At 68.9% G+C, this 13,764-nt stretch carries 12 protein-coding genes; 9 read left to right on the forward strand and 3 right to left on the reverse strand.

Features of this window, described 5'->3' with window-relative positions:
* Positions 1 to 208: 208 nt before the first annotated feature.
* On the reverse strand, positions 209 to 1,651 hold the full coding sequence (locus tag OM977_RS01630) for an NCS2 family permease (RefSeq protein WP_264355831.1): 1,443 nt from the start codon (positions 1,649 to 1,651) through the stop codon (positions 209 to 211).
* Between the two features lie 110 nt (positions 1,652 to 1,761).
* On the opposite strand from OM977_RS01630, the gene OM977_RS01635 reads away from it, so the two are divergent.
* Positions 1,762 to 2,358: a copper resistance CopC family protein gene (locus tag OM977_RS01635; protein ID WP_264355832.1), complete on the forward strand. Its 597-nt coding sequence runs from the start codon at positions 1,762 to 1,764 to the stop codon at positions 2,356 to 2,358.
* Positions 2,359 to 2,379: 21 nt separating this feature from the next.
* Here OM977_RS01635 and OM977_RS01640 read toward each other — a convergent pair whose 3' ends face one another.
* Positions 2,380 to 3,009, reverse strand: coding sequence for an FAD-dependent monooxygenase (locus OM977_RS01640; protein ID WP_264357507.1), 630 nt, complete (start codon positions 3,007 to 3,009; stop codon positions 2,380 to 2,382).
* Between the two features lie 480 nt (positions 3,010 to 3,489).
* Here OM977_RS01640 and OM977_RS01645 point away from each other — a divergent pair, with 480 nt between their 5' ends.
* The 6 genes from OM977_RS01645 (at position 3,490) to OM977_RS01670 (ending at position 11,286) form a co-directional block, all read left to right on the forward strand.
* Positions 3,490 to 4,521: a universal stress protein gene (locus OM977_RS01645; protein WP_264355833.1), complete on the forward strand. Its 1,032-nt coding sequence runs from the start codon at positions 3,490 to 3,492 to the stop codon at positions 4,519 to 4,521.
* A gap of 140 nt (positions 4,522 to 4,661) precedes the next feature.
* On the forward strand, positions 4,662 to 7,322 hold the full coding sequence (locus tag OM977_RS01650; protein WP_264357508.1) for a PEP/pyruvate-binding domain-containing protein: 2,661 nt from the start codon (positions 4,662 to 4,664) through the stop codon (positions 7,320 to 7,322).
* Between the two features lie 64 nt (positions 7,323 to 7,386).
* Entirely contained in the window at positions 7,387 to 8,097 is a 711-nt protein-coding gene (locus tag OM977_RS01655) for a hypothetical protein (RefSeq protein WP_264355834.1), read from the forward strand.
* 107 nt (positions 8,098 to 8,204) lie between these two features.
* A complete protein-coding gene (locus OM977_RS01660; protein WP_264355835.1) occupies positions 8,205 to 9,338 on the forward strand; it encodes a LolA family protein in 1,134 nt (377 codons plus the stop codon).
* A 42-nt stretch (positions 9,339 to 9,380) separates the two neighbouring features.
* Positions 9,381 to 10,406: an ABC transporter ATP-binding protein gene (locus OM977_RS01665; protein ID WP_264355836.1), complete on the forward strand. Its 1,026-nt coding sequence runs from the start codon at positions 9,381 to 9,383 to the stop codon at positions 10,404 to 10,406.
* A gap of 103 nt (positions 10,407 to 10,509) precedes the next feature.
* Complete coding sequence (locus OM977_RS01670; protein WP_264357509.1) at positions 10,510 to 11,286, forward strand: ABC transporter permease; 777 nt, start codon at positions 10,510 to 10,512, stop codon at positions 11,284 to 11,286.
* A gap of 22 nt (positions 11,287 to 11,308) precedes the next feature.
* On the opposite strand, the gene OM977_RS01675 is transcribed toward OM977_RS01670, so the two are convergent.
* Entirely contained in the window at positions 11,309 to 12,802 is a 1,494-nt protein-coding gene (locus OM977_RS01675) for a C40 family peptidase (RefSeq protein WP_264355837.1), read from the reverse strand.
* 237 nt (positions 12,803 to 13,039) lie between these two features.
* Between OM977_RS01675 and OM977_RS01680 the strand changes: the two genes are divergently transcribed.
* Both OM977_RS01680 and OM977_RS01685 read left to right on the forward strand, forming a co-directional pair.
* A complete protein-coding gene (locus OM977_RS01680; RefSeq protein WP_264355838.1) occupies positions 13,040 to 13,369 on the forward strand; it encodes a PadR family transcriptional regulator in 330 nt (109 codons plus the stop codon).
* Positions 13,370 to 13,371: 2 nt separating this feature from the next.
* A complete protein-coding gene (locus tag OM977_RS01685; RefSeq protein WP_442960682.1) occupies positions 13,372 to 13,734 on the forward strand; it encodes a DUF1048 domain-containing protein in 363 nt (120 codons plus the stop codon).
* Positions 13,735 to 13,764 lie beyond the last annotated feature (30 nt).

A 13,764-nucleotide genomic window follows, 5' to 3' on the forward strand; every position in this document is an offset into this window, starting at 1 on the left:
GGGCCGGAAAACCAGCAGCGCCGCCGTCGGGCTGTCCGGAATCCCGGAAACCTCGCTTAAACGCCGCCGAGATGCCACCTCGCGGCAATGTTTTTGAAAAACACTGCCGCGAAATGTCATCTCGGCGCTCGGGCGCTCGGCGTGCGGGCATGCGGGCATGCGGGCGCTCGGCGTGCGGGGCGCGCGTGGGGCGGACCCGGAACGGCGCTTAGTGCATTCCGAGGGCGGCTTCGATCGGGCCGATGGCGAAGAACAGCAGGAACGCGGCGGCCACGGCCCACATCAGCGGGTGCACCTCGCGGGCTCGGCCCTGGAAGGAACGGATGAGGACGAAGGCGATGAAGCCCGCGCCGAGGCCGTTGGCGATCGAGTAGGTGAACGGCATCAGGGTGAAGGTCAGGAATGCCGGGATCGCGATGCCCCAGTCCTGCCAGTCGATCTTGCCGACCTGGGCGACCATCATGAAGCCGACGATCACCAGCGCCGGGGCCACGGCCTCGAACGGCACGAGGTTGATCAGCGGGGTGAAGAACATGGCCACGAGGAACAGCAGGCCTGTGACGATCGAGGCCAGCCCGGTCCGGGCGCCCTCGCCGATGCCCGCGCCGGATTCGACGTAGATCTGGTTCGAGGAGACGGATGCGCCGCCGCCCACGATGGCGCCGAGGGCGTCCACCTGCAGGACGCGGTCAACGTTGGGGATGGTGCCGTCCTTGTCGATGGTGCCGGCTTCGGTGGCCAGGCCCACCATGGTGCCCATGGCGTCGAAGAAGATGCTCAGCAGGATCACGAACGCCAGCAGCGTCGCCGCGACGAAGCCCAGGTGCTCAAAGGCGCCGAAGGGGTTGGCCTTGCCGATCAGGGACAGGTCCGGGGCAGCCCATTCCGAGAATTTGGGGGCCACGAGGGACCAGCCCTGCGGGTTGAAGTTCTTGCCGTCGAAGCTGGGGCCGATGTGCAGCGTGAATTCCAGGATCACGGACAGGACGGTGGAGGTGACGATGCCGATCAGGATGGCACCCTTGACCTTGCGGACCACGAGGGCGATGGTCAGGACCAGCCCGAAGACGAACACCAGGGTGGGCCAGCCCAAAAGCTTGCCGTCGAAGCCCAGGCCGACCGGAACGGTGGTGCCGGCGACGTCAGGGATGCGCCGCACGAAGCCCGCGTTGACCAGCCCGATCAGGGCGATGAAGAGGCCGATGCCCACCACGATGGCGGTCTTCAGTCCTTCCGGGACGGCCTTGAACACGGCGGTCCGGAAGCCGGTCAGGACGAGGATCAGCATGGTGACGCCGGAGAGCATCACGAGGCCCATCATGTCCGGCCACGTCAGGCCCGGATTGGTGGCCACCGTGACGGCGACGAACGCGTTGACGCCGAGGCCGGTTGCCATCGCGAAGGGGTGCTTGGCCCAGGCCCCCATGAGAATGGTGAGGATGCCGGCGACGAAGGCGGTGACGGCCGCGACTGCGGGAAAGCCGAGGGTTGCGCCGGAGGAATCGGGACCGGAGAGGATGAGCGGATTCAGCACCACGATGTAGCTCATCGCAAAGAACGTAGCGAAGCCTCCGCGGATCTCTCGGGAGAAGTTCGATCCCCGCTCGGAGATCTTGAAATACCGGTCGAGTGCAGAGCCCTGCTTGAGCATTGGTCCTCCGGGAGATGTGGGTGGTTATCTGAATCCTATTGGGCGCAGACTGGCCGACCCGGCGATTTCGCCTAGTCTGTAAGCAAGCCAACACTAGGAGTAGCCAGCCCATGCGCCTGATCCGACAGTTTCTGAGCGCCTTGCTCGGTGCCCTGATCCTCGTCTCCGCCGTGGTGGGGTCCGCGGTTCCGGCATCGGCCCACGATGCCGCCGAATCGACCAGCCCCGCCCCGGGCGCCACCGTGGCAACGCCGCCGGAGAAGGTCTCGATCACCTTCAACAAGAACCCCCTGAGGCTGGGGTCCCAGATTGTGGTGACCGACGCTGCGGGAAACAGCTGGGCTGACGGCGACGTGGAGATTGTGGACAACGTGGCCTCGCAGAAGCTCAAGCAGGGCGCCCCCGCCGGTGCGTTCACCGTGGCGTGGCGTGTGGTCAGCTCCGACTCCCACCCCATCGAGGGCAGCTTCAGCTTTACCGCCACGGCCGGCGCGTCAGGTGCGACGCCGGCCCCTGCGGTCCCCACGCTGAGCACCCCCCAGCCCGGCGTCACCGCAACGCCGGCGCCGGTGCCGAACGCCGCCGAGCCGTTCCCCTGGAGCCTGGTCATTTTCGTCGGGACGGGCGTGGGGATCCTGGTCGCCCTGGCGCTGATGGCAAAACGGCGCCTTACGGCGGGCAGCGAGGACGGCAAGGGCCAGCGCTGACCGCGACGGCAAGCAGCCTGTTCAGGCGGGCGCCGCCAGGGCGAACCCGCCGGACAATGCGGCCGGGAAGCCACCCGGGTGGACTTTGGCGGAGATTGCGTTGCCCACCACCTTGGCCTGGCGCAGGACTTCCTTCGGTGTGGGAGTGATCAGCTCGCCCACGCCCACCAGATACATCCCGAGAGCATGCATGGCGGCCATCAGGTTCTGCCCCGCTGCCACGCCGAGGTCGGAGAGCATGCGGCGCAGCTGGCTGTGGGCACACCGGGTCAGGACCAGGTGGTCCGCCAGGAGGACACCGCCGGGCGTCCGGACGGCCCATTGCTGCGTGGGGGACCCGGCGTCGCCGACGTCCAGGTGGTCCAGCTGAAGGGCCCGGATGTTGGTGCGGACATCCAGCTTGTGGCTGGTGGCGTAGTTCCTCAGGTGCCGCAGGATTTCGTTGCGTTCCCGCAGCGTGGCCGCATCAGCCGCATCGCAACGCTGGAGTGAGGACGTGTTGGCCGGATGGCCCGCTCCCAGCAGGTCCAGCCCGTCAACAATGATGCAGTCCACCCCGCGGCGCCGGAGTTCACTGGCGACTGCCAGACCGGAAAGGCCGGTGCCGATGATTACCGCGGTGGTCCGCTCGATACCCCCAGGCACAGGCATGCTCGACACTGCAGGGTCCTTTCTCGAATGGTGCCCGTGGAAGGGCAAAACGCCGACGCATTTCGTTGACGGGTCCGGACGCCGGCCCCGGGCGGGGCCGCGTTCTGAAACTCGTGTCTCGGTTCAGCGATGCCTCGTAGACTACCTAAGATTCCGGGCCGTGGATAGGGCCCGCCAAACATTCCTCGGATCAACGTTTTCCGGGGTTCCGGCCCCGGCGGAGACCGGAAAACCGGGGCTTCAGGCCACGCCGGACGGAGTGTTAACACTGGGTAAAACCTTTGCCGGACTCCACCGGGCGGGAGCCCGCCGGCATGCTTGCCAGTTGGTGTTTAACCGAGAATAGTTGGGAAAAACAGGGGTTGTTGCCTGCTGCATCTGGACCTCGACGCCGGCGATCGGTGAGTGCGGACGATGCGCGCCGATACCTCTGGCAGAATAGCGGCAACATCAGGCAAGAAACGCGAGGAGGCGGACCCCATGGGCCGAGAACAGGTTCATCCGGATCCGGCAGGGGAGGCGCGGGGGCCTTCGGCTCCCCGGGGCATCGTTGTAGGTGTGGACGGTTCGGACCACAGCCAGTGCGCCCTCGTGTGGGCCGCCCGTGAGGCCGAACGCCGTCAGCGGCCTTTGCACATTGTTACCGCCTACTCCGTCCCGATCTTCGCGGCGTCCGGGCTCGACGGCGGTTACGCCACCGTGGACGATTCGGTGATCCGCGAGGGCGCCGAAGCCATCCTGAAGCAGGCGCTGGACAAGGTCGCCGGCTACAACATCGACGTCGACGCCTCGGTCGAAAACGGTGATGCGTCCGGTGTCCTCCTGGAAATGACCGAGACCGCCGAACTCCTCGTCTTCGGCACCCGCGGGCGCGGCGGTTTCGTGGGCCGGCTGCTCGGTTCCGTCAGCAGCGCCCTGCCCGCCCATGCGAAATGCCCCACGGTCACCGTCCCGCTGATCTGCGCCGACCGGCTCGGGGAAACCACCGCCGACAAGCACGTCCTGGCCGAACGGGCGAAGTCCGGGCACCAGCCGGTGGAGAACGTGGTCGTCGTGGGCGTGGACGGCTCTGAACAGGCCCGGGTTGCCGTGTTGGAGGCGGCGGCCCAGGCCGAACGGTTCTCGGCACCGCTCCGGATCGTCTGCGCCGTACCCCAGTACAACGGATCGCTCGCCTGGGTGCCCGCCCCGATGGACCGGGAAGCGCTCTTCGCCGACATCAAGGTCCAGCTCGACGCCGGCGTAGCCTGGCTCAAGAGCCACTACCCCCGGCTGACGGTGGAGACACAGCTCGTGGACGGCTCCCCGGTCGACATCCTCGTCGAGGCCAGCCGGCACGTCGAACTCGTGGTGGTCGGAACCCGCGGCCGCGGCGGGTTTGCGGGAATGCTGCTCGGGTCGACGTCGGACGGCATCCTGCACCACGCCAAAGGCCCCGTCCTGGTGGTCCCGGACAGGGACGATCCGCGTCTGGCGGACCGGGCATCCTTCGGCCCGATTTTGGGCGACTGACCGTCCCGTAATCCTCGGCACCGAAGGGAGGGCGGCCCGTGGAGCAGCTCCGCAGCACGGATTCGCCGCGGCGTGAGCCTCCGGACCGGTCCGAGCCGCGGCGCGAGCTGGTGCTCGGGCTGGAGGGCCTCGGCAAGGGGATGCTCGCCGAGGCCGGTGGAAAAGCAGCGAACCTCGGGGAGCTGCTGCGCGCCGGACTGCCGGTGCCGGCCGGCTTCTGCGTGACAACGAAGGCTTACCGGGAAGCGATGGCGCCCGCGGGACTCGATCAGGTCCACCGCGGACTCGCCGCGACCGCCCCCGATGATTTCCCTGCGCTGGCCGGGCTGGCCGCAGCCGCCCGCGGCCTGGCCCTGGGCGCCGCCGTCCCCGAGGGCATCGCCGAGGCGATCACCGGCTCCTACGCTGCCCTCGGGACCCACGTCCCGGTTGCCGTCAGGTCCTCCGCGACTGCCGAGGACCTTCCGTTCGCCAGTTTCGCCGGGCAGCAGGACACCTTCCTGAACGTGGTCGGCGCTGAGGCCGTGCTCGCGGCCGTCCGCCAGTGCTGGGCCTCGCTGTGGACGGACCGGGCGGTGAGCTACCGCGCCAGCCATGGGATCAGCCCTTCGACCGTGGCGCTCGCAGTAGTGGTCCAGCAGATGGTTGACGCCAGCGTCGCCGGAGTGCTGTTCACCGCGAACCCGGTCACCGGAAAACGGCATGAGGCGGTCATCGACGCCAGCCCGGGCCTCGGTGAGGCGGTCGTTTCCGGGGCCGTGAACCCGGACCACTTCGTCGTGGACGGCGCAACCCGACGAATTCTGGAGCGCCGGATCGGGAGCAAGGCCGTGGCTATCCGCCCCTTGCCCGGCGGGGGAACCGAACGGATCGAACAGGCCGCAGAAGTGTCCGGTCCGCCCTGCCTGACCGACAGCCAGCTCGCCGCGCTGGAACTGCTCGGCCGCCGCGCGGAGGTCCATTTCGGCTCGCCGCAGGACCTTGAATGGGCCATCGACCAGGAAGGCACAGCCTGGCTGACCCAGTCCCGGCCCATCACCACGCTCTACCCGCTTCCGGAGAAGCCGCCTTCGGGGGACGGGCCGCGGGTCTACCTGTGTTTCAGCCTGGCCCAGGGCCTCACCCGCCCGCTGACTCCGATGGGGCTGGCCGCCTTCCGCCGGATTGCTTCCGCCCTGGCGATGGCGGCGCGTTTTGACGTCCCGGAGCCGTTGAACGGGCCTTCCCCCTATGTCCAGGCGGGGCAACGCATCTTTTTCGATCTGACGCCCGTGGTCCGCAGTTCCACGGGCCGCGCGGTGGTTCCGCGCGTGTTCGACGTGATGGAGGCGCGCTCCGCAGCGGTGCTGCGCCGGCTCTTCGAGGATCCCCGGTTTTCGGTCACAGTCAGGTCCCCCTGGCCGGTCCTGAAGCACATCCTTCCGGTGGCTGCCCGCGGCCGGGTCCCGGAGTCCCTGCTCCGCGCCCTGGTCTCCCCGGAGGCGGCCCTGCGCCACGTCGAACGGTTTGGCGCACGGTTCAGGGCGGCACTTGTTGTGCCGGCGGAGGCAACGCCCGGGCAGCGGCTGGACCACGCCGAGCGAATTTTGGGCCGGGAACTGTTCCCGGTGGTGCCCAACATCGTGCCCCTTCCCGCCCTCGGGTTCGCCCTGTTGGCCGCCGCCGGCAAGCTGCTGGGCCGCCGCGCCGAACCGGGGGAGCTGCAGGCCGTCCTGCGGGGGCTGCCCAACAACGTGACCACCGAGATGGATCTGGCCCTCTGGCGACTCGCCGCCGCCATCCGGGCCGACGCCGCAGCCGTTACTGTGCTCACCGGCACCGCGGTCCCAGAGCTGGCCCGCCGCTACCGCGCCAGGGAGCTTCCCGCCGTCGTGCAGTCCGGGCTGGCCGGCTTCCTAAGCCGTTACGGGCACCGGGCGGTGGCCGAAATAGACGTCGGGATGCCCCGATGGTCCGATGACCCGTCCCACATCCTCGGCGTCCTGGCGAACTATTTGCGGCTGGATGATCCCGCGCTGGCCCCGGACCGGCAGTTCAGCAGGGCGGCCCGGGAAGCGGAGGAGCATGTGGCCAGGCTCGCCGCGGTGGCCGGCGAACGGAGCCGGCTGCGTGGCGCGCTGGTCCGCGCCGCGCTGAAACGGACCCGCCTGCTCGCCGGACTGCGTGAGCTGCCGAAGTACCACATCGTGGAGGCCCTGGCAGCGGTGCGGAAGCAGCTCGCCCTGGTCGGGGCGGAACTGGCCTCACTGGGGCGCATCGGAGCGGCCGATGACGTCTTCTACCTGGATTTCGCCGAGGCCCGGGCAGGGCTGGGCGGCCGGTCTTTGCACGGCATCGTGGAGCAGCGCCGCAGCGCCTACGCCGAGGAACTGGGCCGCCGTCACATTCCCCGGGTGCTGTTGTCCGACGGCACCGAACCCGAGGCGCAGCCGGCCCGCGGAGCCGCCGCAGCTGCCGGCGCCGCCGGAGGAGACGGCGTGGCCGAGGGAACCCTGACCGGCGCGCCGGCGTCAGCGGGCACCGTCACGGCCCGGGCCCGCGTGATCCTGGACCCACAGGGCGCGCGCCTGGAACCGGGGGAAATCCTCGTAGCGCCCTCCACGGATCCGGGCTGGACTCCACTGTTCCTCACCGCCGGCGGGCTGGTCATGGAGATGGGCGGGCCCAACTCCCACGGGGCCGTCGTTGCCCGCGAGTACGGGATTCCCGCCGTCGTCGGCGTCCCGGACGCCACCGCCCTGATCCTCACCGGCCAAAGCATCACCGTCGACGGCGCCGCGGGCACCGTGGCACCGGCCTGAGCCGGCGGTTCAGCCGCCAACCCGCGTGAAGCCTGCGGGCGCCTCCGCTCGCTACAGTGGGGCAATGACTGAAGAGCGCGGCCCGGACAGCCGGACAGCGGCCGAGGCGGTTCTGCTGCCGCCGCCGGACGTCGACGACGCGTGGCTACCCGATTGGCTGGTTCGGCGTCCGCTCACGGCAGGCTGGGTCTGGACTGCCTTCTGGAGCGCGTTGATCGTCGCCGATGAATTCGTGGACCTGGCCGGCTGGTCCTGGTACGTCCTGGTAGGCATGGCTGCACTTCCCACCCTGCTGGCAAGCCTCGCCCTGCTCCATGCCACCCCGCGGCGCTTCCTGAAGCCTCGCAGGGAGTCGGTCCTGGGACACTTCTTTGTCCGCTTCCTCGCCCTGACCGCGGCATTCCTGGTCTGGGGCCTTTCGGTGGTCATGAGCGCCTCCGTCTCGACGACCATCCAGTCCCTCGTCGGCGCCTCGGAGCGGGAAGTCACCGCCTTGGGGTTCAACCTGCTCCTGGCGGCGATTCCCCTTGTGGTCTCCGTGCTGTGGCTGGCCTTCATCATCCGGTGTGCCTGGTTCCTCCGCCGGCTCCGCGGCTGGAAGCAGGACCCAGCGGGCGCCAGAGTGCCGAAAAAGTTCCTGCGCAGCAGGCCGCGGCTGAGGCGGGTGCTGCTGGGGCTCGCCCATCCCGGACTGCTGCTCGTCGCCGGGCTCGGCACCTCCGTCCTGGCGCTCCTGCTGGGGGCAGTTGAGCTGACCATCTCAGTGCTGCAGTAGCTCCAGTAGCAGGGCCGCCGCAATGTACCGCCCAGCCCCGGGGTGCTCCACGGCATATTCCGGGCGTACTGTTGGATCATGAGCTGCAACGTAGGAGCGCGGTCCTGATGACCCGCAATTGGCTGCGCTGGATCCCCGCCGTGGCCGTCCCTGCCGTGATCGCGGGAGGTGTGCTGGTGGGCTCGCTGCCGGCGAGCGCCGTTGACCCCCTGCCGGCCAGGACGGCGCAGGAAGTGCTGGCGATGATCGCCCAGCACCAGGAAAAGTCCCTCTCCGGAACGCTGGAGCAGACGTCTGAGCTGGGCCTGCCGCAGCTGCCCAAAGCCGGACCGGAGGCTGGTTCCCCGGACACCGCGTGGCTGGAGTTGCTGTCCGGCCCGCACACGGCCCGCATTTACCTCGACGGGCCGGAGAACGCCCGTATTCAGGTGATGGACCGAATGGCGGAGCGGAATGCCGTCAAGCATGGCAAGGAGCTGTGGTTCTACAATTCCAGGGACAACACCGCCGCCCACGCCCAGTTGCCAGCGGGCGCCGAACGCGAGCGGACCGGTCCCGGGAGCGTGCGGACCCCGGAGGAACTGGCCGCTACTCTGCTGGCCAAACTCGAGAAGACTTCGGATGTGACGCTGGGAGCGGATGTCCGGGTCGCCGGGCGGTCCGCCTACAACCTGGTGCTCACGCCCAGGTCCACCGCAACTCTGATGGGTTCCATCGCCATCTCGGTTGACGGCGAGAGCGGATTGCCGCTCGGCGTCGAACTGAAGGCGCGTGGACAAGCCGAACCGGCCTTCAGCGTCGCGTTCACCAACCTTTCGCTCGACGCCCCGGACGCATCCGTCTTCGAGTTCAGGCCGCCGCCGGGGGCCACTGTCAAGGAAATCCCGGTCCGCGAGCGCAACGTGGAAGGCTCCGTGCCGCCGTCGGCTAAGGGCCTGGAGCCGAAGGGCGGCCATCCCTCCGTTACCGGCACGGGCTGGGAATCCGTGATCGAACTTCCGTCCGGTTCGTGGCTGCCGGGTTCGACGCCGGCCGGCCCGCCGTCGACGGACCGTGAACTTCCCGGGGCAACCGGATCTGGTTCCGGAGCGGGTGCCCTGCTGGAGCAGGCGGCCGTCCCGGTGCCCGGCGGCAAGCTCCTGTCCACCGCGCTCGTGAACGTCCTGATCCTCGACGACGGTCGGGTCTTTGCCGGTTCCGTGCCTTTGGAACGGCTCCAGTCCGCCGCCGCAAAAGGCTGATCGCGCGTTGGCGGCGCGTGGTGACGGCAGTGCGGCGGCCCGGTGACCGCCGTCGTGCCGGATGCTGAACTGAGCATAGAGACCCGCGGCCTCAGCAAACGGTTCGGCCACCAGTTGGCTGTCGACGGCGTCAACCTCGCCGTGCCAAGAGGCTCGGTCTTTGGTTTCCTGGGGCCCAACGGGTCGGGCAAAACCACCACCATCCGCCTGATGCTGGGGCTCGCCGCAGCCACCGGAGGTTCGGTGCGGCTGCTGGGCCAGGAGATGCCCCGGCACCTGCATGAGGTGCTCCCCCGCGTGGGTGCCCTGGTTGAGGGGCCGGCGTTCTACCCGTTCCTGTCCGGCAAGGCCAATCTGCTCCGCTTCGACGCCGCGGACCCCTATGGGGCCGCCAGCACGCGGAAAGCCCGGGTCCAAACAGAACTGGAGCGGGTGGGCCTGAGCCATGCCGCGGACAAGAAGGTCCGCGCCTACTCCCTGGGCATGAAGCAACGGCTAGGCATCGCCAACGCCCTGCTGGCTCCCCGCGAACTCCTGGTCCTGGACGAGCCCACGAATGGCCTCGATCCGCAAGGAACGCGCGAGGTCCGGAGCCTGGTGCGCTCGCTCGCGGCGGACGGCGCCACGGTGTTCGTCTCCAGCCATCTGCTGGCGGAGGTGGAACAGATCTGCACGCACGCTGCCATCATGAGTGCCGGCCGGCTGGTGGCACAAGGAACGCTCGAGGAGTTGCGACAGGCAGGGCAGGCGCGGATCCGGGTAGTGACCCCCGACGCAGGGGCAGCGGTCCAGGTCCTGGCCGGCCTCGGTTTGACCGTCAACGGCGGCGGCGGCCTCGCCGGTGCCCGTGCGGGCTCAGTCTTGCCGGGCAACGGGGCCACACGCGAGGGCGAGGTGCTGTTCGCGCCCCTGCCCGGCGCGGATTCCGGCGACGGGGTGGAACCCGAGACGGTGGTGGCCGCCCTGGTTGCGGCCGGCGTCCGGGTCCGTGGCTTTGCGACCGAACAGGCCAGCCTCGAGGAGCGTTTTGTGGCATTGACCGGGGAGGGCTTCGACGTTGTCCAGTGAATCGTTAGACGGGGAAATTTTGCCCGGCAAGTCCTTCCGGGGAGTCGAGGCGGCCCGGCGGCGTTCCCGAGCCGGCGGTCTGCTCGGGTCCGAGCTCAGTGTGATGTTCCGGCGCCGCAGGACCTGGGCGATGCTCGGCGCCTTGGCCGCCATCCCGGTCCTGATCGCCGTGGCAGTGCGGCTCTCGTCCGCCGTGCCGGCGGGCCGCGGACCTGCCTTCCTGGACCGGGTTACACAGAACGGGTTGTTCGTCGGGCTCACCGCCATGCTCGTGTCCGTTCCCTTGTTCCTCCCACTGACCGTGGGCGTGGTTGCCGGGGACACCGTGGCAGGCGAGGCCGGGTTGGGGACCCTCCGCTACCTCCTCGCGGCGCCCGCCGGCCGGGTCCGGTTGCTGCTCGTGAAGTACGCAGGCGCCGTGGTGTTCGCCGTCGCGGCACCGCTGGTGGTGGCTCTCGTGGGGGCGGGAATAGGCGCCCTGCTCTTCCCGGTTGGACCGGTGATATTGCTCTCCGGTGACTCCGTCGGGACCGGGGAGGCGCTGGTGCGGCTCCTGCTCATCGCCGCGTACCTCACCGTCTCGTTGCTGGGGCTTTCGGCAATCGGCTTGTTCATGTCCACGCTCACTGATGTGCCGGTGGGAGCGATGGCTGCCACCGTGGTGCTCTCGGTTGTCTCGCAGGTGCTCGACGCCCTGCCACAACTGGAATGGCTGCATCCCTGGCTGTTCAGCCACTACTGGCTGGACTTCGGGGATCTGCTTCGCCAACCCGTGTCCTGGGACTCCTTCGCCACGAATGCCCTGCTGCAGGGCGGCTATATCGCGCTCTTCGGGGCGCTCGCCTACGGCCGGTTCATCACCAAGGACGTGCTGTCCTAAGGGAGCCCGACGGCGTCCGGGCTCAGTACCTGGCGGCGTAGGGGTGGAGCTGCATTCCCGACATGTAGGCAAGGTCGGTCACGGTGATGCCATCTTCCGGGCTCAGGGCCTGGACCACGCGTCCGCCGCCCAGATAGATCGCCACGTGGTAGAAACCCGGTGCCGAGCCCCAGACGAGGAGGTCCCCGGGCAGGGCCTGAGAGATCGGAACGTGGACCGGTGCCTGCGCAAACTGCTGGGCGGCCGTGCGCGGGAGGGCCTTGCCGGCGGCGCTGAAGGCGTTCTGGACCAGTCCCGAGCAGTCAAAGCCACGGGCTCCGGTCCCGCCGTACTGGTAGAAATAGGGCGCGCCGACCTTGCTCAGGGCTACGGAGATCGCCGTCTGGTTGGAGCCGCCCGAAATGGGTGCCGGCGCCGGCGCCGGGCCGGGAGCGGGCGCCGCCGCCGGGGCGGGAGCGGGGGCCGGAGCGGGAGCCGGAGCGGGTGCTGGTGCCGGAGCTGGCGTGGGCGCGGACGCGGGTGCCGGCGCTGGTGCCGGCGGCGCGGCTGGCGTGGCCGGAGCCGGCCGCTCGCTCACAACGTCCCGCGCGGGCTGTGCATCGGCGGCCGCCGGTGCGGCAGCCGCCGGCGGGGCTGCGTCTACCCGGTTCGGCTGCGGTGACGGGCTTTCGGCCGCCGCAACGGTGACGGCGGCAAGCCGCTCCTGCTGGCGCTGTCGGTCAAGGGCGTCCACCCGGGCCGATTCCAGGGCAACCGTCGTGTTCCTGAGGTTTGCGAGCTGGTCCACCAGAACGGTGCGCTGGGCCTGGGCGTCGGAGACTGCCCTCCGCTGGGCATCGCTGGCACGCTGGGCTTCAACCTTGCGGGATTCCGCCGTACGTGCCGCTTCGTCGGCGGCGCCCTGAGTCTCGGCCGCGGCGGCGGTGAGCGATTCGGCGGCCACCGCGGCGGTCTCCGCTGCCTGGAAGGCGCGGGTTCGGCCGGCCGTGACGGCTTCCAGCGTGGCGGCCTGTTGGAGCGCCCGGCCGTCGCCGCTGACAAAGGTGCTGAGGGCGGGGTTCAGCCCGCCGTTGCGGTAGAGGTCGCCGGCGAGCTGGCCGATCTGTTTCCGGGTCTTCTGCTGCTCGGCACCTGCCGCGGCAGCCTTGGCGGCGGCGAGCTCGGCGGCTTCGTCGCGGAGCTGGAGCTCGACCAGGGCCTCGCTGTAGGCGTTGTTGGCCTCGAGTGACGTGGCGAGGCTGGTCTCCTGCGCCCCGGCGGCCTCGGCCAGGAGCCGGTCGATCCTGGTGACCTGCTCCGCCGTCGCGCTTTCAGTGGACTTGGCGGCCGCAATTTCTTCCGGTGACGGTACTTCCGGCGACGCCGGGACGCGGAGCAGCTGCGTCAGGGACGCCGGTGACAGGCGGGCGGGGGAGGGCGCCCCCGGAGCGGCCTGGGCCGGCTGTGCCAGTGCGCCCAGGAGTGCGACGGCAGTGCAGAGCACGGCGGTACTGCGGCCGGGTCCGGTCCAACTCATGGGTAATCCTCGCTGCGATGTCGGGCTGAGGTGAGCGAGTTTTAGTTCCGGCGCGCGAAAAGGCCCTCTGCGGATCACCCAGCAGGGATGAGGCTACGTTGCGATTGTCCCTTTGGCAACAACAGTCACATGGAGAACAGGAATAACACGTGTCACTAAAGGAGGCTTGCACTCCCCCTACTTAGCGCTACTATGTACCAGTAGCTAGTAGCACTGAGTAGCTGGAAGAGGTGCCCGATGGGCAAGCAGATGACGGAGATGCTCAAAGGGACACTGGAGGGCATTGTTCTTGCTCTCCTGACGGGGAAGCCGGCGTACGGGTACGAAATCACGACGTTGCTCCGGGCACAGGGCTTCGCCGATATAGCTGAAGGCACGGTGTACGCGCTGCTCGTCAGGATTGAGCAGAAAGGCCTGGTCGACGTCGAGAAGCGTCCGTCCGAGAAAGGCCCTCCACGCAAGGTGTACACGCTCAATGCTCAGGGCGTGAAGGAACTGGACGATTTTTGGGACACATGGAGCTTTCTGTCCGAACGGCTTGAACAGCTCCGACACGGAGAGGCATGAACATGTTCATCACAAATATGATCGGCGAGAAGCGCCGGTGGCGGCAGTACAAGGCACGTGTGGAGCAGCTTCCCCCGGACTATCGCACCGCGGCGACCGCGCTGGAGCGGTACCTGATGTACTTCGGGTCCATCACCAAGGGCGATGTGCTGCTGTCAATGCTCGGCGATCTCGCCGATCTCTTCGAGCAGAGCGTCGCGGACGAAACGCCGATCCGCGAGATCGTCAGTGACGACCCGGTGGAGTTCGCTGAGACGTTCATGCGCAACTACACGCGCGGTCAGTGGATCAACAAGGAGCGTGAGCGCCTGACCAAGGCGATCGACGCCGCAGCAGGCAACGGCGGGAAGGGGATGGATTCGTGACCCGCCACCGTGAACCCGCGATCCGTGTGC

The sequence above is a fragment of the Pseudarthrobacter sp. MM222 genome, assembly GCF_947090775.1.
Lineage (GTDB): Bacteria > Actinomycetota > Actinomycetes > Actinomycetales > Micrococcaceae > Arthrobacter.